Here is a 20,061-nt window from a genome sequence, read left to right as displayed (position 1 = left end):
GTTGAATGCTTGTTGCGCTGAGTCGATATTCTTCAACAAGCTTTCTGTAGCTATGACCTGATGCCAGCTTGTCTAATATCATTTGTCTGTAATCTTTTGAGTATGCCATAAGTTTTAGTGTAACCTTTTTTGGATTCCTTGACTATAAGAATTTGCCGCTGGGAACAGAAACCTTGCTTAAGGAAAAGCGGTCTATCGCTACGCCGCCGATATTGACGACTTCCGGATTGAAATAAGCGGCAAAATCGCTGGTTTCGCTTAATAAGGCGATTTTTTTCTCGTATTCGGGCTGCCATGCTTTGTTTGGAGTATTCATGTCTATAATCCTTGTTGTTTTAATGCGCTGGCGACGCCGGCATTGCTTTCTAGGCGTTGATAGAAATCCTCGATGGCGCTAAGCGCGCTTAAATCGATGTGCAGCATTTTCGCCCAGCGCAGCGTAACGTAGAGATAAACGTCCGCAATGCTGAGTTCTCTTGCCAGATAGTCCTGATATTACAGAACTTGATCGGCTTGTCCGTAAAGCGCCAAGAGTTTTGCGACGGCGGCATGACGTTCGTTTTCACTGCTATGCGGATTGAACAGAGGCGCGAAGCTGCTATGCACATCGCTGTTGGCAAAGGCCAACCATTGCCATGCTTTTGCCTGCGCCTTGCTGTCACCTGTGCCGAATAAGCGTGCTTGCGGATAGTGCGCATGCAGATATTGCACAATGGCGAGATTTTGCGAGAGCGTTCAGTCGCCGTCTTGCAGTAAAGGCACGGCGCCTTGCGGGTTTAAGGCTAAATACTCTGGCGTTTTCAGTGTTTCGCGGCTGACTTCTTGCGCTCGATAGCTTGCCTGCGCCCATTCCAAGGCAACATGTGGTACTAAAGAACAGGCGCCTTTCAGGTAATACAAGGTTAACATCATCATTTCTTTGAAAAATGCGCTTATGCGCGGCAAAATTATAGCAGACGGATAATGGCGACGCCTGCGATTAAGAGAGCAAGCCCCAGCAATTGCACAGGCAATATGCGTTTGCGGGTAGCGCCGAATAAAGCGAAATGATCGACAAGCAAGCCGCCGCTAATCATACCGAGCAGCACTATAGTCAATTCATGACAAAGTTGCACACCTAAAAATATCAAGCTTTACTATTGTACGGGCTAACATATAAAAACTGTGTCTTTATTTGAGCTGAATTGACTATAAAACAATCGTTTGTCCTGCGCCGATTCTAGACAATAAGAGGGCATTGACATAAACGAATGTGCCGCCCAGCAGTCCGCCCAGCCATAAATAAGGCGGAATATGCAGGCGGAAAGCTTCTTTGAGGCGCGGCAAACTGCGCTCGAACAGCAGCACATACAGCAGCAACAGGCTTAGCCCGACCATAAAAGAGACCCAAGCTGCCTGCAAGGGCGAATGCAAGATTTGACCTAAACGTCCGTTAATCGCCGCCTGTGTCGTCATGAAAGTGCCGGAAATGATGCCAAGTATGCGCCATAACCAGATTTGCCGATAATTTTATTCAATATTTTTAGGTGCATACCGATGGCGTAAACGCTCCGCCCACACCACGGCAAGAAAAATGCCGCTAAGGGCGAAAATAATGCCGACGGCGCGGTAAAGGCTAAAAGGCGTGATACTTACGCCTAACCAGCCGAATTGATCAATCAGCATGCCCATGAGGATTTGCCCCAAAATAGGCAAGATTGCCGTTTGAACCGCGTCTAAATGCAGAAAAATCAGAATATTAGAAGTCAGACCGATTAAGCCTAATGCGCCGCCAATCCATAGCCACCATGCGGAAATGTGCAAGACTTCAGCAGGAAAATGCGTGCTTTGTCCGCTGAATAAGCAGATTAAGCTGAGAAAAACGGTGCCAACTGCAAAAGAAACGGCGGAGGTGAGAAAAGGAGAACGCAAATATAGTTAAGGAATTCAAAAAGAGTCACAGTTTAAACACATCTCGCCGTACTCTCTGCGCTACCTGTTAGCAGTATTTCTGTGCCACTTTTTCATTTCTTTGACTATAGCGGCGCAATCCGCCGTTAAGCGCCGTTTGCAGGGCAATCGGAATGCCGATGCTGATGCCTAATATGCTGAATAGAAACATTAATACATTTTCTCCGACAAATAAAAAACGGCAGAAAAACTGCCGTTGTTAAAGGCTCGAGAGAGATATTATAGGCGATATTTTTTCTTCAGTTCATCATAAATCCCTTTGGATTTGACCGCTTCAAAACCGGCTGCAATTTTATCGGCTAAAGCTTTGTTTTCTTTTGTAGTGGCATAGTTAATCGAAAGGTTTTTCAAATACTCTTCCGGAACGTCAAAAGTTTGAAACTCATAATATTTATAGTTTTCAATCAGATAATTCATTTCAGAAGCAGGGATTAACAAAACTTCCGATTTTTTCAAGAAGAGATTCTTAAATGCCAAGAAATTGGTATCTAAAGAGGCGATTTCGATATTTGGCAATTGGGTTTGCTTAATTTCATGCAATTTATCGTCTTGCGGCGAAAAGCTAATCACTGATACTTTTGAATTTTCAGTTAAAGGTTCCGGAGAAGCATCATCACTTTTTAAGCGGATGAACTTGAATTGATCGTCATAAATATGGATGAGATTATATTTTTGCTCGCGTTCGGCAGAACCATATACGTGACCGACAAAATCATATTCGCCTTTTTCCAAACCCGGTAAGGATTTAGAGAAGACAATCGGATCCACTTCCACTTCAAAGCCGGCTTCTTTGCCGATAGCCTGTATCAAATCAATTTCAAATCCGACTAAAGAACCTGCGTCGCCTTGATAGCTGTAAGGAGCGGCAAGATAGTTGATGCCCATTTTCAGGGTTTCTGCCTGTGCATTTGTAAGAAAAGCCAATGATAATGCGGCGGCAAGAGAAAAAGTTTTTAATTTAATCATATAGTCAAAGATTTCAAAAAGAGTTACAGTTTTGATTCATTTTGCTGTACTCTCTATAACGCTCGCAGCTTGATATTTTGTGTCACTTTTTCAGTTCTTCGACTATAAATTGTCCTGTCATTATTTAAAAATCGGGTGTCAAATCGTATTGGATACGACTTTGTACATATCATAAAAGCGATAAAGCTATAAAAGCAAGTTCTTTTATTTTTCTTGCCTTACAGCAGGAAAATGCGCACAAGAATGCTAATTGATCAATTGGACGTGCTAAAGAATTAATTAGAACAATCCAATAATATTGCCTTCTGCGTCCACGTCAATCCGATGCGCGGCAGGCTGTTTCGGCAGTCCGGGCATTTTCATGATGTTGCCGCAGATAACGACGATAAATCCCGCGCCGGCAGAGAGGCTGAGATTGCGCACATGGAGGCTGAAACCTTCGGGCGAGCCCAGCAATTGCGGATTGTCGCTGAAAGAGTATTGGGTTTTGGCAATGCAAATCGGCAGTTGGCTTTTGCCGAGGGCATTGAGTTGTTCCAGTTCTTGCTTGGCTTCGCTGCTGTATTCGACTTGCGCCGCGCCGTAGAGTTTTTTGGCAAGTGCGGCGATTTTGTCTTCAATGCTGTCTTCCAGCGCATAGGCAAAACGAAAGGAGGTGTTTGCGGCGTCGATGTTTTTAATGATTTTTTCGGCCAGTTCGATGCCGCCTGCGCCGCCTTTCGCCCAGACTTCCGTTAATGCGATATCTGCGCCCGCGGCGGCGCAAGCCTCTTGCACGGCGGCAAGTTCTTTGTCGCTGTCGCTATTAAAGCGGTTAAGCGCGACGACTACCGGCAAACCGAATGTTTGTTGCATATTGCGGATGTGGCGGCGCAGATTGCCCAGTCCGATGTGCAGGGCTTCGAGGTTTTCGTCATTGAGTTGTTCTTTGCCGAGTCCGCCGTTGTATTTCAGGGCGCGCACGGTGGCGACGATGACGGCGGCATCGGGTTGCAGACCGGCAAGGCGGCATTTGATGTCGCAGAATTTTTCCGCACCCAAATCCGCGCCGAAGCCTGCTTCGGTTACGACATAATCGCCGAGATGCAGGGCAAGACGGGTGGCGATGACGGAATTGCAGCCGTGCGCGATATTGGCAAAAGGTCCGCCGTGTACGAAGGCCGGCGTGCCGGCGAGGGTTTGTACGAGGTTGGGTTTTAGGGCGTCTTTGAGGAGGGCGGTCATGGCGCCTTGTGCTTGGATGTCGCGGGCATAGACGGCTTCGCCTGTTTTGCTGTAGGCGATTAAGATGTTGCCAAGGCGTTGTTTTAAATCTTGCAAATTTTTGGCTAAGCAGAAGATTGCCATGACTTCAGAGGCGACGCTGATGTCAAAGCCGTCGCTGCGCATCACGCCGTCGCTGCTTTTGCCCATGCCGCTGACGATGTGGCGCAATTGGCGGTCGTTCATATCCAGCGCACGCCGCCACAGAATGCGCTTCGGGTCGATGTTTAAGGCATTGCCTTGATGGATATGGTTGTCTAGCAGCGCGGCAAGCAGGTTGTTGGCGGCGGTAATGGCATGAAAATCGCCAGTGAAATGCAGGTTGATGTCTTCCATCGGCACAACTTGCGCGTAGCCGCCGCCTGCCGCACCGCCTTTGATGCCGAAGACGGGGCCTAGCGAGGGTTCGCGTATGGCGACAATGGCTTGTCTGCCTATATGATTCAGCGCATCGGCGAGTCCAATGGTAACGGTGGTTTTGCCTTCGCCGGCGGGGGTGGGGTTAATAGCGGTAACTAAAATGAGTTTGCCTTGTTTTGCCGGCAGGGTATAGGCGTCTTGAAGCGCGATTTTCGCTTTGAAATGTCCATAGGATTCCAATTGATCGGGGGATAGTCCGAGTTTTGCGGCGATGTCTTGAATGGGGCGAATCTTAGCTTGGCGGGCGATTTCAGCGTCTGTCAGATGGCTCATGTTAACTCCTTATTCTTCACGAATGCGCCAAAAGGTAGCAAAGCGCGGCAATCCTTTGTCGGTATAGCCGCGAAAGCGGAAAGTGATACGGCTGCCAATCGGCGGCGGCGATTGGCGTTGGGCGTCTGAAAAGCCGCTGCCGATGCGGATGATTCTGCCGTCGTCAAGGCGGCAGAGCAGCGCGCCCAAGCGTCCCTGATGTCTGCCTTGTCCTTCGAGATGCGCCAATACGCGGCATTCGGCGTCGTCATGGCTTTTGAGCTTGAGCATGAATTCGCTGCGCGTGGCGAGATAGGGTGCTTCGGGCGCGCGCAAGATTAAGCCTTCGCCGCCTGCAGCTTCGATGTCGGCTCTTAATGCTTCGGCATGGGCAATGTCGCGAATCGGGATTTGTTCAATCAGCCGCAGTTGATTTTGCGGCTGCTCTACCAGCCAGTCGGCAAAGGTTTGAAGTCTGGCATTTAAGCCGCCGCTTGCCTGTGGAACGTCAAAGATGTGGTAGCGAATGTCCTGCCATTGTTTACTGCGCAGTCGGCTAATGGTTTCTTGAAAGCGTCCACGTCCGAGATAAAGTTCGCCGTCCAAAGGGAAGGGCGGCAGTTGCGCAAGAAAATCGGCAGGCGCATCGAAGATATTGCCCCTGCGCGAATACAGATGCCTGCCGTCCCAATAGGCGCGCACGCCGTCTAATTTTTCGCTGGCAAGCCAGTCGTTTACGCTTTGTTGACGGTAGTTCTGCGCCAGCATGAGGGGCGGTGCGATATCGGCTTGCTGCGCTGTTTGCGCCGCCGTCGGCGTCAATAATCCCATACCGAGTGCAAAACTTGTCGCATATAAGGGTATGAGGATTGTGCGCATGTTTAGCCTTTTTTATCTTTGTCCTGAATAATCCACAGTTGCGGTTGCTGCCAAGCGTCGTAGGCATCGACAATCAGGCTGATGAATTCTTTCAGTGCCGTTTTGTCCAGTTGATCGACGCTGTGCAAATCCAAGACCAGATGCTCTATTTCGCTGTCTTGCAGGCAGTCCCAAGCGGCATCCCAGCTTTTGCTGTTGTAATAATCGGGAAAACGGCAGGCTTCGCCCAATGCGGTCAAAATGCGGCTTTTGTCTACACTCGACCCGATGTTCAGTTCGATTGCTTGGCTTGGCGCTTGATCTTTGCTGCTGCGGTATTGAATGGCGGGACTGCGGCTCATGTCATTTCTCCAATTGACGGAAACTGCGGTAATGGTCTTCGGTGTAGTAATACACTTTGGGCGGATTACCTCCTGTTACGATGCGGCGGGCGCCGCGGTTGCGCGCCTCAGGCGTCGGCACCGTGTATTCGCGATAATAGCCTTGTTCTTTGCGCGGCAGCAGCCCTTCGCGATTGTAAAAGACTTTGCCGTCATGTTCGGGATAGGGGAAAGGACCACCGGCTTCAATGCGCGCCAAACTGCGTCTGAGTTCGGGGTCTTGGATATGGGCGAAGCTGCTGTGGTTTAGCTCGCTTTCATCGCTGAGGGTGAAAAAATTCACACCAAAAATACTGCAGAGAATCAGCAGGATAATGATGAGTGCGGTATTGAAGAGTTTGCCTAGGGGGCTGAGTTTGGTTTTGTCGTTTGCTATTGATGCTGCCTTAGTTTGCGGGGCAAGCGGCGGCAAATGCGCAACGGTATTGACGGCGGCTGTTGCCGGACGCCCACCGCTTTTGGGATCGTATTGATAATAAACAGTTAAACCTTCGCGCGGCGGCTCTTTTCCAAGCCATGCCGAGAGATGGAAAAAGACGTCTGCGCCGCCTTTTTCAGGGCAGATAAATCCGTAACTGTTGCCTGCGTTCCAATGCTTGATTGTGCCGACTTGCATTGTTATCCCCAATAATTTATTGGTTCTTATTGTAGCGAGCGCCTATGGTTTCGGCAATGATTTTTTGGCATAAGAAAACCGCCGTCTCAGCAGCGGTTTTCATCAGTTTCTCGCGGATTATTTGATTAAGCCGGCGAAGTATTTCAAGGTGCGGATTAATTGGTTGGTGTAAGACATTTCATTGTCGTACCAAGCAACGGTTTTCACCAATTGTTTGCCGCCGACTTCCATGACTTTGGTTTGAGTAGCATCAAAAAGCGAGCCGAATTCGGAGCCAATGATGTCGGAAGAGACCAATTCTTCTTCGGTGTAGCCGTAAGATTCATTGGCTGCGGCTTTCATCGCGGCATTGATTTCGTCTTTAGTAACGTTTTTCTCAAGCACAGAGACCAATTCGGTTACAGAGCCGGTCGCCACAGGCACGCGTTGTGCCGCACCGTCTAATTTACCGTTGAGTTCGGGGATAACCAAACCGATAGCTTTTGCTGCACCGGTGCTGTTCGGCACGATGTTCATGGCGGCAGCGCGCGCACGGCGTTTGTCGCCTTTGCGGTGTGGAGCGTCAAGCGTCATTTGGTCGCCGGTGTAAGCGTGGATAGTGGTCATGATGCCGGTAACGATGCCGAATTCGTCGTTTAAGACTTTTGCCATCGGCGCTAAGCAGTTAGTGGTGCAAGAAGCGCCGGAAATGACGGTTTCGCTGCCGTCTAAGGTGTCATGGTTTACATTGAATACGATGGTTTTGATGTCATTGCCGCCTGGTGCGGAAATCACTACTTTTTTCGCGCCGGCTTGGATGTGTTGCTCGGCTTTGTCTTTGCTGGTGAAGAAGCCTGTGCATTCCAAAACCACATCAACGCCCAAATCGCCCCAAGGCAATTCGCTCGGGTTGGCATTCGAGAAGACTTTAATTGTTTTGCCATTGACAACGATGGCATCGTCTTTCAGCGCCACTTCGCCTTTGAAACGCCCTTGCGTAGTGTCGTATTTGAACAAATGCACGAGCATGTCGGCAGGGGTCAGGTCATTGATAGCGACCACTTCCAAGCCTTCGACTTCTGTCATTTGACGTAATGCCAAGCGACCGATACGACCAAAACCATTGATTGCAACTTTAATACTCATTAAAACACTCCTGAGTGAGATGGGGTTTATTCGGCGCATAGTTGCGCCGAAGCAGAAAGGCAGAGCCTTTGAGTGGAGGATTATACCTTTCTCGTCGGATAATATTCAATAAGAAAAGCGGCTTAGAAATAAAACCGCTTGTTTTTTAGTAAATTTCCGTATTGTGATTTCACAGTTCATTCACAAAATCGGCGGCTTAAGACGGGATTTTGCCGATGTCTTTGCGATAGGTCATACGCTCGAATTGGATTTTTTCCAATGCGCTGTAGGCCTGCGTGCGTGCTTTGCCAAGGTTGTCGCCGAGCGCGACCACGTTTAATACGCGTCCGCCGCTAGTAAGAAAACCGCTATCGACTTTTTTCGCACCCGCGATAAAGACTTGGGCGAAGCAGCTGGCTTTTTCGATACCGCTAATCGGCAGTCCGACCGTGTATTCATTGGGATAACCGGCCGATGCGGCGACTAAGCATACGGCATGCTGCTGCGACCATTGCAGCTCGATATCCGCCAATTTGCCGTCGATGCAGGCTAAGACGGCGTCTAAAAGCGAGCTTTGCATCAGCGGCAGCACGGCTTGGGTTTCGGGGTCGCCGAGGCGCATATTGTATTCGAGCAGGAATACGCCGCGTTCATTGACCATCAAGCCGAAGAAGATAATGCCGGCGAATTGCAGTTGCTCGGCCTGAATGCCGCGCAGGGTGGGCAGCATGATGTCGTCGATAAAGGCTTGGTATTGCGTCGGCGTAAAGCTCGGATGCGGCGCGACGACACCCATGCCGCCCGTGTTTTCGCCCTGATTGTATTCGCCGATGGTTTTATGGTCTTTGGCGCTTTTTAGCGCCACGATGTTTTTGCCATCGCAAAGACTGAGGATAGAAACTTCAAATCCTTCCAAAAATTCTTCAATCACGGTTTCCGTTCCCGCCGCGCCGAAGCGGTTTTCCAACATAATATCGCGCACCGCTTTTTCGGCTTCGGCTTGGTTTTGGCAGATAATCACGCCTTTGCCCGCCGCCAAGCCGCTGGCTTTGACCACTGTCGGATAGGGGCAGGTTTTCAGATAGGCAAGGGCTTGTTCGGCTTGGTCGAAACTTTGGTAGGCGGCGGTTTTGACACCGTATTTCTGCATAAATGCTTTGGCAAAGCGCTTGCTGCCCTCTAGCATCGCCGCCGCTTGATGCGGCCCGAAGATGTTCAAACCGGCGGCTTGGAATCTGTCCACAATGCCGTCCACCAGCCATGCTTCCGAGCCGACGAAGGTCAGCCCGATATCGTTATTGCGCGCGAATTGCAGCAGTGCGTCGCTGTCTGTGAGGGCGAGATTTTCCGCGCGTTCCAGCGAGGCGGTGCCGCCGTTGCCGGGCGCGACATAGATATGCGTGATGCGCGGATCTTGCGCCAATTTCCAAGCGATGGCGTGTTCGCGTCCGCCGTTTCCGATGATAAGGGCTTTCATGGCTGTCCTTTTCTTTAAGTGGAAAAATGCGGCATTTTACTGATTTTATGCGGCGATGAACATAGAGCTTGCCGAGTAAAAGGCGTATAATGCGCCGTTTTTTCAATGGATCGTTTATGGAATTAAATAGCACTTATGCCCATATTGACGCGCTGCTCGAGCGAGCGAATGCGCTTCGGGGGTATCTTTGACTACGAGGGCAAATCCGAGCGTTTGGATGAGGTAAACCGCGAGCTGGAGCAGCCCGATGTGTGGAATAATCCCGATGAGGCGGCAAAACTCAATCAAGAGCGGGTGTCGCTGGAGGCGGTGGTCAATAATCTCGATCACATCAACAGCGGTCTTATCGATACGCGCGAGATTATCGAGCTGGCGGAGGCGGCGGACGACGAAGGCATGGTCAATGAGGCTTTGCAAGATTTGCGCGGCTTGGAAGCGCAGATTGAGAGTCTGGAATTCCGCCGCATGTTTGCCGGCGAATTGGACGGCAACAATGCTTTCTTGGACATTCAGGCGGGTTCGGGCGGTACCGAGGCGCAGGACTGGGCGTCGATGCTTCTGCGCATGTATCTGCGCTGGGGCGAGGCAAAAGGCTTCAAAACCGAATTGATTGAAGAATCCGCCGGCGATGTGGCAGGAATTAAATCCGCCACGATTCAATTTGAAGGCGAGTATGCCTACGGCTGGCTGCGCACGGAAATCGGCGTGCATCGTTTGGTGCGCAAATCGCCTTTTGATTCCGGCAATCGTCGCCACACTTCTTTTGCGGCGGTGTTTGTCTCGCCGGAGATTGACGATAATGTGGAAATCGATATCAATCCGGCGGATTTGCGGATTGATGTTTACCGTGCTTCGGGTGCGGGCGGTCAGCACGTCAACAGAACGGAGTCGGCGGTGCGGATTACGCATTTGCCGACCAATATCGTGGTGCAGTCGCAAAATAGCCGCAGTCAGCATCAGAACAAAGACACCTGTATGCGGCAATTGCGCGCCAAACTCTATGAATTGGAGATGAAAAAACGCAGCGCCAGCGCGCAGGCTATGGAAGACAGCAAATCCGATATCGGCTGGGGGAACCAGATTCGTTCCTATGTGCTGGATCAGCAGCGCATTAAAGATTTGCGCACTGGCTATGAAACCAGCAATACGCAAGCCGTTTTAGACGGCGATTTGGATCCGTTTATTAAAGAAAGTTTGAAACAGGGAGTTGAGGCATGAGTGAGCAGCCCAATCACATCGCAGCAGATGAAAACAAATTAGTCGCCGAGCGCCGCCAGAAATTGCAAAAAATCCGCGACACTCAGGCGGTAGCCTTTCCGAATGACGCGCGTCCCAGTCATCAGGCACTGGCTTTGCATAGCGACTACGACGGTGCAGACGAAGCGGCATTGACGGCAGTCGGCGAGGTCAGCATTGCCGGACGTATGATGGCAAAACGCATTATGGGCAAGGCGAGCTTTACCCAGTTGCAGGACGGCAGCGGCGCGCGTATGCAGGCTTATGTGGCGCGCGATGAATTGCCCGAGGGCGTATATGCCGATTTCAAAACTTGGGATGTGGGCGATATCGTCTTTTTGCGCGGTTATTTATTCCGCACCCAGACCGGCGAGCTGACCATTCATGCGCGGGAAATCCGTTTATTAGTGAAGTCTTTGCGTCCCCTGCCTGAAAAATTCCATGGCTTGACCGACCAAGAAACGCGTTACCGTCAGCGTTATGTGGATTTAATAATGAACGCGCAGAGCCGCGAAGTTTTTGTCGCGCGCTCGAAAATCATCAGTTATATCCGACATTTCTTTGAAAATGAGGGCTTTTTAGAGGTTGAAACGCCGATGATGCACCCTATTCCGGGCGGCGCGGCGGCAAAGCCTTTCCAAACCCATCATAATGCCTTGGACATGGATTTGTATCTGCGGATTGCGCCGGAATTGTATTTGAAACGCTTGGTGGTAGGCGGTTTGGAGCGGGTATTTGAAATTAACCGCAATTTCCGCAATGAGGGCATTTCTACCCGCCATAATCCGGAATTTACCATGCTGGAATTTTATCAAGCCTATGCCGATTATGAGGATTTGATGAGTCTGAGCGAGAAACTGTTGCGTGGCTTGGCGCAGGAAGTCTTGGGCAATACGGCGGTGGATTATCAAGGTACGCTGATTGATTTCGGCAAAGACTTCACGCGTTTGCCGATGCGCGAGGCGGTTAAGCAGTATTTGCCCGAGGCGGCGGAGATATTAGACGACAAAGCGGCGATGGTCGCCTTGCTCAAATCACGCTTTAAAATCGATGCCAATGAAGCGATGGCGCAAGGACAATTGCTGACTCTGCTGTTTGAAGAAGGGGTAGAGCATCAATTGATTCAGCCGACCTTTATCACGCAATATCCGGCGGAAGTCTCGCCTTTGTCGCGCCGCAATGATGACAATCCGGCGGTAACTGACCGTTTCGAGCTCTTTATCGGCGGACGTGAGATTGCCAACGGCTTCTCGGAGCTTAATGATGCCGAAGATCAAGCGGAACGTTTTAAAGCACAGGTGGCGGCGAAAGATGCCGGCGACGACGAAGCTATGCATTATGACGGCGATTTTGTGCGTGCTTTGGAATACGGTTTGCCGCCCACCGCGGGACAGGGTATCGGCATCGACCGCTTGGTCATGCTGCTGACCAACAGCCCTTCGATTCGCGATGTCCTGTTATTCCCGCAAATGCGTCCCGAATAAATGCCGCGCTACGGAAAATTAACATTCTGTGCTCGGCTTTTGCCTAGAATGCGCGTTTTTCTGATGTAAAGAGTGAATATGAAAAAACTAAACAGTTTATTGACCGCCGCTGCGATGCTCTGTTTCTCGGCAGCGAGTATGGCGCAGGTAACCGAAGTGGTGCGCCTGCCGCCGCAGGGCGTTGATGTTATCGGCATGGTGCGCCAAGTGCAGGCGGGCGATCAAGATACCTTGCTCGATATCGGGCGCCGCTTTAATGTGGGCGGCGATGCGATGAGAAATGCCAATCCCGGCGTGGATTTCTGGTATCCCGGCGCCGGCAGCAATGTCTTGGTACCGACGCGCTATATTCTGCCCGATGTGCCGCGCGAGGGCATTGTGGTGAATTTGCCGGAAATGCGTCTGTATTATTTTGATAAACAGGCGCAGACGGTGCGCGTCTATGCCATCGGTATCGGACGCGAAGGACGCGATACGCCGCTGGGTGTGCAGGCGATTACCGAAATGCGCCGCAATCCGACGTGGACGCCGCCGGCTTCGATTCGCGCCGAACATGCGGCGGAAGGGCATATTCTGCCGGCGGTGGTGCCGGCGGGGCCTGATAATCCTTTGGGGACGCGCGCGATGCGTCTGACTAATCCCAGCTATTTGATTCACGGTACCGCCAAGCCTTGGGGCGTGGGGATGCGCGTTTCTTCGGGCTGTATCCGCATGTATCCTGAAGGGGTGGAGGAATTGTTCGAGCTAGTCGGCGTGGGCACTAAGGTCAATATCCTGAAAGAGGAAATGAAGGTCGGCTGGTTCGGCGACGAGCTGTATTTGGAATATCACCCGCCTTTGGAAGAGGATAATATTTCCCCCGAACAGGCAATGTATGAGGCGATTGATTTGGTCAACCGCAAAGCGGCGCAATACGGTTTGACGGTGGAAGAAAACGTGATTCGCGCGGTGGTCAATGAGGCTACCGGTATGCCGGTCTCGGTGGCTTATCAGCGCCACGGTATGTAAAAGAAAGCAAGCGGCGGATTTATCCGCCGTTCTTCTTGCAAAGGATGATTTATGGATGTTAGCGAGATTTTAGAAGGCTTGAATGCCGAGCAGCGCGAGGCGGTCAGCCATCATGAGCGGATTGTGCGCGTGATTGCCGGTGCCGGCAGCGGCAAAACGCGGGTCTTGGTGCAGAGAATGCTGTGGCTGATGAAGGTGGAAGGACTGCCGGCGCAGGCTTTGCTTGCCCTGACCTTTACCAATAAGGCGGCACGCGAAATGCAGCAGCGTTTGGAAGCCGGCGTACAAAGTCGTTTGCCGGATTTGTGGATGGGGACTTTCCACGGCATTTGCTATCGTATTCTGCGCCGTCATGCGGAGAAAATGGGCTGGATTAAGGACTTTGTCGTCATGGACAGCGAAGACCAATTGAGCTTTATCCGCCGCCTGATGCGGGATAATTTATGGTCGGACGACACCATCAGCGCGCAGGATTTGCGAAATTATATCAATAAGCAGAAAGAGCAGGGCTTGCGGGCGAATGCGGTGGTCGTTAAATCCGCGCAAGCGGTCGTGATGCGCAATTTTTATCAGCAGTATGAATACCGCAGCAAAGAGCAGGGGCGGATGGATTTCGCGGAATTGCAATTGCTAACGGTGGAATTATTGCAAAGCCACGACAATGTGCGCGAGAGTTTCCGCCGCCGTTTTGAAGCGATTTTGGTCGATGAGTTTCAAGACACCAACGGTCTGCAAATGCAATTGATTGAATTGCTGTTATCGCCAAGCGGTCGCCTCTTTGTGGTCGGCGACGACGATCAGTCGATTTATTCATGGCGCGGCGCGCGCGTGGAAAACATGCTGGAATTGGAACAGCGTTTTCCGCAGGAAGTGGCAACGGTGCGTCTGGAACAGAATTACCGTTCTACTCAAACCATTTTGGAAGCGGCAAATGCCCTGATTGCGGAAAATACGCAGCGTTTGGGCAAACGGCTGTGGAGCGAGGGTAATGCCGGCGAAAAAATTGTCGTCTATCCCGCTTATAATGAATATGACGAGGCGGAATACGTGGCGGCGCAAGTGCTGCTCATATTGGAGCAGGGGGGGAATTACCGCGATTGTGCGGTCTTGTACCGTTCCAATGCGATTTCGCGCGTATTTGAAAAAGTCTTTACCGGTCATCAGATTCCCTACCGCGTTTACGGCGGTCTGCGCTTTTTCGAGCGGGCGGAAATCAAAGATGCTTTGGCGTATTTGCGTATGGCGCTGCAGCCACATGATGATAATGCCTTCGAGCGGATTGTAAATGTGCCGGCACGCGCGATTGGCAATAAGACGGTGGAAGATTTGCGCAGTCTGGCCCAACAAGGCAATCTGTCATTTTGGCAATTGCTGGAAGACGAAGCCTTGCTGCGCCGTCATATTGCCACAAGAGCCGTTAATGCCTTATCGCAATTCCGCAGTCTGATTCTGCATTTGCGCGATGCGCTGGCGGCGCAAAACACGCTGAAAGAAGCTATGGAAATCTTGTTCAAAGACAGCGGCTTGAATGCCATGTACGAGCAAAGCAAAAAAGAAGATGCCTTATCGCGCTTGGAAAACCTGCAAGAATTAGTCAGCGCCGCGGCTTATGCCGATGCGCGTTATCAAGGTGCATCGGTGCCGATTGGCGATCGTATCGAGCAATTTCTTGCCGATGCCGCCTTGGATGCCGGCGATAATGAGGCAGAAGAGGACGGCAATGCGGTGCAATTGATGACCATGCACAGCGCCAAAGGTTTGGAATTTCCGCAAGTGTTCGTGGTTGCCTGCGAAGAAGACATCTTTCCGCATTATCATTCGCTGAATGAGAAAAAATCTTTGGAAGAAGAACGGCGTTTGGCTTATGTGGCGATTACCAGAGCCATGCAGAAACTCACCATTTCTTTTGCCCAGCGCCGCCGCTTTCAAGGTAATGAAAAATATCCGGAACCTTCGCGCTATTTGGGGGAAATTCCCGAGCATTTACTGCATGCCGTACGTCCCTTGGTTTTCCACAAAGCGATGCCGTGGCGTCATGAAACGGAGATTCAACATAAAACACAAAGCAGCGGCGAAGGGCAAACATTTCAAATCGGCGAAGATGTCTTGCACCCTAGTTTCGGACAAGGCACAATCACGCATTTGGAAGGACAGGGCGAACATTCGCGTGCCCTGGTGCGATTTGCCGACAAACAGGAAAAATGGCTGGTGCTTGCTTATGCGAAATTAAGTAAAATCTGACCTCGAATTTAATATGCAATCTTTGTAATAATGTAAATTTTAGGATAATTAAGGAAATAACATGAGTCAAAAAATGAATGTGGAAAGTTTTAATCTCGACCACACCAAAGTCAAAGCCCCTTATCTGCGTTTAGCCGATAAAAAAACAGGCGCGCACGGCGATACGATTTTTAAATACGATTTGCGCATATGTCAGCCGAATAAAGCCCATATGGAAATGCCTGCCCTGCATTCATTGGAGCATTTGATGGCGGAATTATCGCGTAACCACAGCTCGCAAGTCTTGGACATCTCGCCGATGGGCTGTCAAACCGGTTTTTATATTTCCTTAATCAACGAACCCGATTATCAAAGTGCCTTGGATTTGGTAGAAAAAACCCTGCATGATGTTTTGGCGGCAACGGAAGTGCCTGCCTGCAATGAAATCCAATGCGGTTGGGCGGCAAGCCACTCGCTCGCCGGCGCGCAAGCCTTGGCAAAAGACCTGCTTGCCAAACGCGACGAATGGGAAATTGTTTTCGCCTAATCGAAACAAAAACGCAGGGAAGCACTTGCCTTTATTCCCGCTTTACACTACACTTCTGCGCTTTCGCCATGCCAACGCCATCGGCAAAGCGTTAATTAATTGGAGTTTAAAATGCTAACTATTGAAAACAAAGCTGAAATTATTAAGAAATACCAAAAGGCAGAAGGCGACACCGGTTCAACTGCCGTACAAGTCGCGCTCTTGACTGCACGTATCGAAGATTTGCAAAAACACTTCGCGCATAATAAAAAAGACCACCATTCACGCCGCGGTTTATTGCGCATGGTCAGTTCTCGCCGTCGTTTGTTGGAATACCTCAAACGCACAGATTTTGAAGGCTATCGCAGCCTGATTGCCGATTTAGGTTTGCGTCGTTAATTTAAGAAAAAGGTCAAGCGTGAAAACTACTGCCACATTCACATACGGACAGCACCAAGTTATTCTGGAAACAGGCGAAATCGCCCGTCAAGCCGACAGCGCCGTGCTGGTAAATATGGAAGGCACAACGGTTTTGGTTACCGTTGTGGCGAAACAAAGCGTAGCCGATGGGCAGGATTTTTTCCCGCTGACCGTTGACTATCAGGAAAAAGCCTATGCCGCAGGAAAAATCCCGGGCGGCTTTTTGAAACGTGAAGGTCGTCCAAGCGATGAAGAAACCCTGATTTCCCGCTTGATTGACCGTCCGATTCGTCCTTTATTCCCTGAAGGATTTTTCAACGAAATTCAAATTATTGCGACCGTCATTTCTTTTAATCCGGAAGTCAATCCGGACATTGCGGCAATGATTGGCGCTTCAGCAGCATTAAAACTTTCCGGCGTTCCTTTCCAAGGACCGATTGGCGCGGCGCGTGTAGGCTATATTAACGGACAATATGTGCTTAATCCCTCGCGCAAACAACTCAAACAATCGCAATTGGATTTAGTTGTGGCAGGTACTTCCAGTGCGGTATTGATGGTGGAATCCGAAGCCGATCAATTATCCGAAGAAATTATGCTGGGTGCGGTCATGTACGGTCATGAACAGCAGCAGATTGTCATTAACGAAATTAATGCCTTGGCTGAAAAAGCAGGAAAAGCGGCTTGGAATTGGCAGGCACCAGCGCGCGATGAAGCATTAGATAGCGCTATCAAAACACAATTTGCAGCACAATTGACTGCCGCCTATCAAGTAGCGGACAAACAAGCCCGTCAAGCCGCTGTGGCGGAAGTGCATGCTGCCGCGCAAGCCGCCTTAGTTACTGAAGACGGCAAATGGGATGAAAAAACCGTGAGCAATTATGTGCATGAATTGGAATATCGCACTGTGCGCGATCGTATTCTTGCTAATGAACCGCGTATTGACGGACGTGATACGAAAACCGTACGTCCGATTACTGTCCGTACAGGCGTTTTACCGCGCACGCATGGTTCTGCCTTATTTACGCGGGGCGAAACACAAGCTTTAGTCGTGGCAACGCTTGGCACAGGACGCGATGCGCAATTGCTTGACACTTTGGCAGGCGAAATTAAAGATAATTTCATGCTGCATTACAACTTCCCGCCTTTCTCTGTAGGAGAAGTCGGACGTGTAGGCTCGCCGAAACGCCGTGAAATCGGTCATGGACGTTTAGCTCGCCGCGGTGTTGCAGCAGTTATACCGAATGAACAAGAATTCCCTTATGTATTGCGCGTAGTTTCTGAAATTACAGAATCTAACGGATCTAGCTCAATGGCATCAGTCTGCGGCACAAGCCTTGCCTTAATGGATGCCGGTGTGCCGACAAAAGCACCGGTAGCAGGTATTGCTATGGGCTTAATCAAAGAAAGCGAACGTTTTGCCGTCTTAACCGATATTTTGGGCGATGAAGACCATCTAGGCGATATGGATTTCAAAGTAGCCGGTTCTGCAAAAGGCGTTACCGCATTGCAAATGGATATTAAGATTGACGGCATTACTAAAGAAATTATGGAGCAAGCGCTTAAACAGGCACATGAAGGTCGTTTGCATATCCTAAATATTATGAATGAAGCGATTAGTCAGCCGCGTCAGCAATTATCTGATTATGCGCCTCGTTTCTCAACTATGCGCGTCGATGTCGATAAGATTAAAGACGTGATTGGTAAAGGTGGAGCGACTATCCGGTCCATTACCGAACAAACTGGTACCACCATTGAAATTGAAGATGACGGTAGCATCAAAATCGCCGCAACGGATAAAACGGCAGCAGATGAAGCGCGCCGTATGATTGAAGAAATCACTGCCGAGCCGGAAGTAGGTAGAATTTATGAAGCTAAAGTCGTTAAATTAACCGATTTTGGGGCTTTTGTAAGTTATCTGCCCGGCAAAGAAGGATTGGTGCATGTTTCTCAAATTGCTGCACATCGTGTTGAAAATGTCGCAGACGAATTGGCTGTTGGCGATGAAGTCAAAGTAAAATTACTGGAAATCGACAGACAAGGTAGAGTAAGATTATCTATTAAAGAAGCATTAAACAGTTAAAGTAAAAACGGAGAGATGGCAGAGTGGTCGAATGCGCACGCCTGGAAAGTGTGTATACGTTAATAGCGTATCGGGGGTTCGAATCCCCCTCTCTCCGCCACTAACGATTAAAAGCAGCTTGTTAAGCTGCTTTTTTTATTGCCTTTTTTCAGGTTTTGGAGTCAGAAAGTTTCCTTTATTCAGATAGTTACTTAAATGTAACCATTTTTTTTGTTGTCATTTACGTGCAAAACCGTACAAAACGTTTTAGGCTGTTTTTTGAATTTTAGTTAAGCATTTTGCAGGCTGTTTATATCTGATAGATTGACTTACCCGTCATAAAATCTATCAAAAATATACAAATGCCTCGTCCAACAACCTTCCTAACCGATAAGCTGATTCGTGAAGCTTTTCCGCCAAATGGTAAATCTAAGCGTCTTTATGGCTCTGACGGCTTGATGGTGGATATTAAGCCTAGCGGTAATAAATATTTCTATTTTCGCTATAGCTTTGCGGGTAAGGTTCGCCATATGTCGTTAGGACGTTACCCAGTGCTATCGCTGGAAAAAGCCCGAGAATGGGCCTTAGAGTTCCGTTTCCAGGTACTCAAGGGTATTGACCCGCTGGAAGAGCGAAAACGCAAGCAGGCAAGCTACAAACAAGCCTTGCAAGCGCAAGAAAACACCTTTGAGAAGATTGCCCGTGAGTGGTACGAGCGTAAACGCCATGAATGGAAAAATGCCAAGCATGGGCAACAGGTAATTAACACGCTAAGCCAATACGTTTTCTCCAGTATTGGCAATACCCCAATCACCGAGATTACTACTCCTGACTTATTGACCATCATTGACCGTATCGCGCACAAACACGAAACCGCCAGCCGTGTTAAGCAGCGCATCAAAGCGGTATTTGATTACGCCATTCAAACAGGCAGAGCAACGGCTAACCCTGCGGCCAGTTTGCCGATGATGAAACGGCGCGGTAAACAGAAAAATCATCCCTCATTGCCTTATCAGGAACTCGGTGAATTTTTGCGCCGCTGTGATGGTTACGCAAACCGCAAAACAGCATTAGCGTTGCGTCTACTCATTCTCACCATGACGCGCAGCGGAGAACTGCGGGGCGGTAAATGGGAAGAGCTGCACGGCGATGAATGGCATATTCCAGAAGCGCGGATGAAAAACGGTTTACCGCACATTGTGCCTTTGTCAGATTGGGCATTAGAAACGCTAGATGAATTGCGCCAGCTTAATAAATACAACAGTCCTTATTTCGTGACAGGAAACCGTAATACCCCGATTAGCGATATGACCCTATCCGTTGCAATGAAACGCCTAGGATACGAAAACAGAGCCGTTCCGCATGGTTTTCGGGCGACAGCTTCCAGCTGTCTAAACGAGAGCGGATTATGGAATGCGGATGCGATAGAGAGGCAATTGGCGCATAAAGAACAAAACGCGGTAAGAGCTGCCTATAACCGCGCTGAATATCTAGAAGAACGAAAAAAAATGATGCAATGGTATAGCAATTTTATCCGAGAACAATTCTCAAAATAAATTTCTAATTATTTTAGAGCCTCGTCATTGACGAGGCTTTTTTAATTCAAAAAATCAATCAAAAATGGAGTTAATGTTTCACCATAAATTCTAAATAGGCGTAAAAAATCCATGTAAGAAGTGTAAGAATGTAAGAACTCTCTGATTATATTGAATTTTTATAAGCTGCTTATGCAAGAATGATGTAAGAATGCTTTTTTCGATGTAGGAAAATAGCCTTTAAAAATGAAAAATCCCACTAAAGT

Annotated in this window: 22 protein-coding genes, 1 tRNA gene and 1 pseudogene; 9 read left to right on the top strand and 15 right to left on the bottom strand. The window is 49.4% G+C overall.

Annotated elements, in window-relative coordinates; genetic code table 11:
- Positions 1–142: 142 nt before the first annotated feature.
- From ACJHVI_RS04160 to purD, 15 genes and pseudogenes are all read right to left on the bottom strand, one after another.
- Positions 143–316, bottom strand: coding sequence for a hypothetical protein (locus ACJHVI_RS04160; protein ID WP_483183362.1), 174 nt, complete (start codon positions 314–316; stop codon positions 143–145).
- A 179-nt stretch (positions 317–495) separates the two neighbouring features.
- The gene (locus ACJHVI_RS04155; RefSeq protein ID WP_483183361.1) at positions 496–711 is read right to left on the bottom strand and encodes a hypothetical protein; all 216 of its coding nucleotides are present in this window, start codon (positions 709–711) and stop codon (positions 496–498) included.
- A gap of 24 nt (positions 712–735) precedes the next feature.
- Complete coding sequence (locus tag ACJHVI_RS04150) at positions 736–915, bottom strand: hypothetical protein (protein ID WP_483183360.1); 180 nt, start codon at positions 913–915, stop codon at positions 736–738.
- A gap of 32 nt (positions 916–947) precedes the next feature.
- A complete protein-coding gene (locus ACJHVI_RS04145; protein ID WP_483183367.1) occupies positions 948–1,088 on the bottom strand; it encodes a DMT family transporter in 141 nt (46 codons plus the stop codon).
- Between the two features lie 100 nt (positions 1,089–1,188).
- Positions 1,189–1,482: a DMT family transporter gene (locus ACJHVI_RS04140; RefSeq protein WP_483183366.1), complete on the bottom strand. Its 294-nt coding sequence runs from the start codon at positions 1,480–1,482 to the stop codon at positions 1,189–1,191.
- A gap of 27 nt (positions 1,483–1,509) precedes the next feature.
- Entirely contained in the window at positions 1,510–1,911 is a 402-nt protein-coding gene (locus ACJHVI_RS04135; RefSeq protein WP_483183359.1) for a DMT family transporter, read from the bottom strand.
- Positions 1,912–1,978: 67 nt separating this feature from the next.
- On the bottom strand, positions 1,979–2,101 hold the full coding sequence (locus ACJHVI_RS04130; protein ID WP_483183358.1) for a hypothetical protein: 123 nt from the start codon (positions 2,099–2,101) through the stop codon (positions 1,979–1,981).
- Positions 2,102–2,169: 68 nt separating this feature from the next.
- Positions 2,170–2,916, bottom strand: coding sequence for a transporter substrate-binding domain-containing protein (locus ACJHVI_RS04125; RefSeq protein ID WP_483183357.1), 747 nt, complete (start codon positions 2,914–2,916; stop codon positions 2,170–2,172).
- Positions 2,917–3,195: 279 nt separating this feature from the next.
- Positions 3,196–4,872, bottom strand: coding sequence for a formate--tetrahydrofolate ligase (locus ACJHVI_RS04120; RefSeq protein WP_483183356.1), 1,677 nt, complete (start codon positions 4,870–4,872; stop codon positions 3,196–3,198).
- Positions 4,873–4,881: 9 nt separating this feature from the next.
- Positions 4,882–5,682 carry a DNA ligase gene (locus ACJHVI_RS04115; RefSeq protein WP_483183365.1) on the bottom strand — a complete coding sequence of 267 codons (801 nt, stop codon included), beginning with the start codon at positions 5,680–5,682 and terminating at the stop codon, positions 4,882–4,884.
- Positions 5,683–5,732: 50 nt separating this feature from the next.
- The gene (locus ACJHVI_RS04110) at positions 5,733–6,071 is read right to left on the bottom strand and encodes a barstar family protein (protein ID WP_483183354.1); all 339 of its coding nucleotides are present in this window, start codon (positions 6,069–6,071) and stop codon (positions 5,733–5,735) included.
- Position 6,072: 1 nt separating this feature from the next.
- Positions 6,073–6,393 carry a guanyl-specific ribonuclease gene (locus tag ACJHVI_RS04105; RefSeq protein WP_483183364.1) on the bottom strand — a complete coding sequence of 107 codons (321 nt, stop codon included), beginning with the start codon at positions 6,391–6,393 and terminating at the stop codon, positions 6,073–6,075.
- 165 nt (positions 6,394–6,558) lie between these two features.
- Positions 6,559–6,726 (bottom strand): annotated as a pseudogene (locus ACJHVI_RS04100) (cold-shock protein); the annotation flags it as partial.
- 117 nt (positions 6,727–6,843) lie between these two features.
- Positions 6,844–7,851 carry a type I glyceraldehyde-3-phosphate dehydrogenase gene (gene gap / locus ACJHVI_RS04095; RefSeq protein ID WP_483183353.1) on the bottom strand — a complete coding sequence of 336 codons (1,008 nt, stop codon included), beginning with the start codon at positions 7,849–7,851 and terminating at the stop codon, positions 6,844–6,846.
- 196 nt (positions 7,852–8,047) lie between these two features.
- Positions 8,048–9,307 carry a phosphoribosylamine--glycine ligase gene (gene purD, locus ACJHVI_RS04090; RefSeq protein WP_483183352.1) on the bottom strand — a complete coding sequence of 420 codons (1,260 nt, stop codon included), beginning with the start codon at positions 9,305–9,307 and terminating at the stop codon, positions 8,048–8,050.
- Positions 9,308–9,423: 116 nt separating this feature from the next.
- On the opposite strand from purD, the gene prfB reads away from it, so the two are divergent.
- From prfB to ACJHVI_RS04045, 9 genes are all read left to right on the top strand, one after another.
- Positions 9,424–10,525 (top strand): peptide chain release factor 2 gene (gene prfB, locus ACJHVI_RS04085; RefSeq protein ID WP_483183351.1). Its coding sequence is split into 2 segments (ribosomal slippage): positions 9,424–9,495 and positions 9,497–10,525, totalling 1,101 coding nucleotides; the frame shifts between segments, so codons are not numbered across the junction.
- Positions 10,522–12,027 carry a lysine--tRNA ligase gene (gene lysS, locus ACJHVI_RS04080; RefSeq protein WP_483183350.1) on the top strand — a complete coding sequence of 502 codons (1,506 nt, stop codon included), beginning with the start codon at positions 10,522–10,524 and terminating at the stop codon, positions 12,025–12,027. The genes prfB and lysS overlap by 4 nt, the downstream gene beginning before the upstream one ends.
- A gap of 78 nt (positions 12,028–12,105) precedes the next feature.
- Positions 12,106–13,035 (top strand): L,D-transpeptidase family protein, encoded by a 930-nt coding sequence (locus tag ACJHVI_RS04075; protein ID WP_483183349.1) that lies wholly within the window; start codon positions 12,106–12,108, stop codon positions 13,033–13,035.
- A 51-nt stretch (positions 13,036–13,086) separates the two neighbouring features.
- Positions 13,087–15,276, top strand: coding sequence for a 3'-5' exonuclease (locus ACJHVI_RS04070; RefSeq protein WP_483183348.1), 2,190 nt, complete (start codon positions 13,087–13,089; stop codon positions 15,274–15,276).
- A 61-nt stretch (positions 15,277–15,337) separates the two neighbouring features.
- Positions 15,338–15,802, top strand: coding sequence for an S-ribosylhomocysteine lyase (locus tag ACJHVI_RS04065; RefSeq protein ID WP_483183347.1), 465 nt, complete (start codon positions 15,338–15,340; stop codon positions 15,800–15,802).
- A 111-nt stretch (positions 15,803–15,913) separates the two neighbouring features.
- On the top strand, positions 15,914–16,180 hold the full coding sequence (gene rpsO, locus ACJHVI_RS04060; protein ID WP_115218879.1) for a 30S ribosomal protein S15: 267 nt from the start codon (positions 15,914–15,916) through the stop codon (positions 16,178–16,180).
- A gap of 19 nt (positions 16,181–16,199) precedes the next feature.
- On the top strand, positions 16,200–18,281 hold the full coding sequence (gene pnp, locus ACJHVI_RS04055) for a polyribonucleotide nucleotidyltransferase (RefSeq protein WP_483183346.1): 2,082 nt from the start codon (positions 16,200–16,202) through the stop codon (positions 18,279–18,281).
- 9 nt (positions 18,282–18,290) lie between these two features.
- Positions 18,291–18,381: transfer RNA gene (locus ACJHVI_RS04050), tRNA-Ser, on the top strand.
- Between the two features lie 241 nt (positions 18,382–18,622).
- Positions 18,623–19,816 (top strand): tyrosine-type recombinase/integrase, encoded by a 1,194-nt coding sequence (locus ACJHVI_RS04045; protein ID WP_483183344.1) that lies wholly within the window; start codon positions 18,623–18,625, stop codon positions 19,814–19,816.
- The last annotated feature ends 245 nt before the right edge of the window (positions 19,817–20,061 follow it).

This window comes from Suttonella sp., assembly GCF_056855035.1.
The sequence above is the reverse complement of the archived record's forward strand: the minus strand, read 5'-3'. Positions and strand labels throughout refer to the sequence as shown.

Bases quoted from the DNA above. Each gene is read 5' to 3' on its own strand.
- ACJHVI_RS04070 (WP_483183348.1), top strand. From the start codon at position 13,087: ATGGATGTTAGCGAGATTTTAGAAGGCTTGAATGCCGAGCAGCGCGAG.
- ACJHVI_RS04045 (WP_483183344.1), top strand. From the start codon at position 18,623: ATGCCTCGTCCAACAACCTTCCTAACCGATAAGCTGATTCGTGAAGCT.
- ACJHVI_RS04130 (WP_483183358.1), bottom strand. From the start codon at position 2,101: ATGTTTCTATTCAGCATATTAGGCATCAGCATCGGCATTCCGATTGCC.
- ACJHVI_RS04110 (WP_483183354.1), bottom strand. From the start codon at position 6,071: ATGAGCCGCAGTCCCGCCATTCAATACCGCAGCAGCAAAGATCAAGCG.
- ACJHVI_RS04115 (WP_483183365.1), bottom strand. From the start codon at position 5,682: ATGGGATTATTGACGCCGACGGCGGCGCAAACAGCGCAGCAAGCCGAT.
- lysS (WP_483183350.1), top strand. From the start codon at position 10,522: ATGAGTGAGCAGCCCAATCACATCGCAGCAGATGAAAACAAATTAGTC.
- ACJHVI_RS04065 (WP_483183347.1), top strand. From the start codon at position 15,338: ATGAGTCAAAAAATGAATGTGGAAAGTTTTAATCTCGACCACACCAAA.
- ACJHVI_RS04075 (WP_483183349.1), top strand. From the start codon at position 12,106: ATGAAAAAACTAAACAGTTTATTGACCGCCGCTGCGATGCTCTGTTTC.
- ACJHVI_RS04150 (WP_483183360.1), bottom strand. From the start codon at position 915: ATGATGATGTTAACCTTGTATTACCTGAAAGGCGCCTGTTCTTTAGTA.
- purD (WP_483183352.1), bottom strand. From the start codon at position 9,307: ATGAAAGCCCTTATCATCGGAAACGGCGGACGCGAACACGCCATCGCT.
- gap (WP_483183353.1), bottom strand. From the start codon at position 7,851: ATGAGTATTAAAGTTGCAATCAATGGTTTTGGTCGTATCGGTCGCTTG.
- ACJHVI_RS04160 (WP_483183362.1), bottom strand. From the start codon at position 316: ATGAATACTCCAAACAAAGCATGGCAGCCCGAATACGAGAAAAAAATC.
- rpsO (WP_115218879.1), top strand. From the start codon at position 15,914: ATGCTAACTATTGAAAACAAAGCTGAAATTATTAAGAAATACCAAAAG.
- ACJHVI_RS04120 (WP_483183356.1), bottom strand. From the start codon at position 4,872: ATGAGCCATCTGACAGACGCTGAAATCGCCCGCCAAGCTAAGATTCGC.
- ACJHVI_RS04125 (WP_483183357.1), bottom strand. From the start codon at position 2,916: ATGATTAAATTAAAAACTTTTTCTCTTGCCGCCGCATTATCATTGGCT.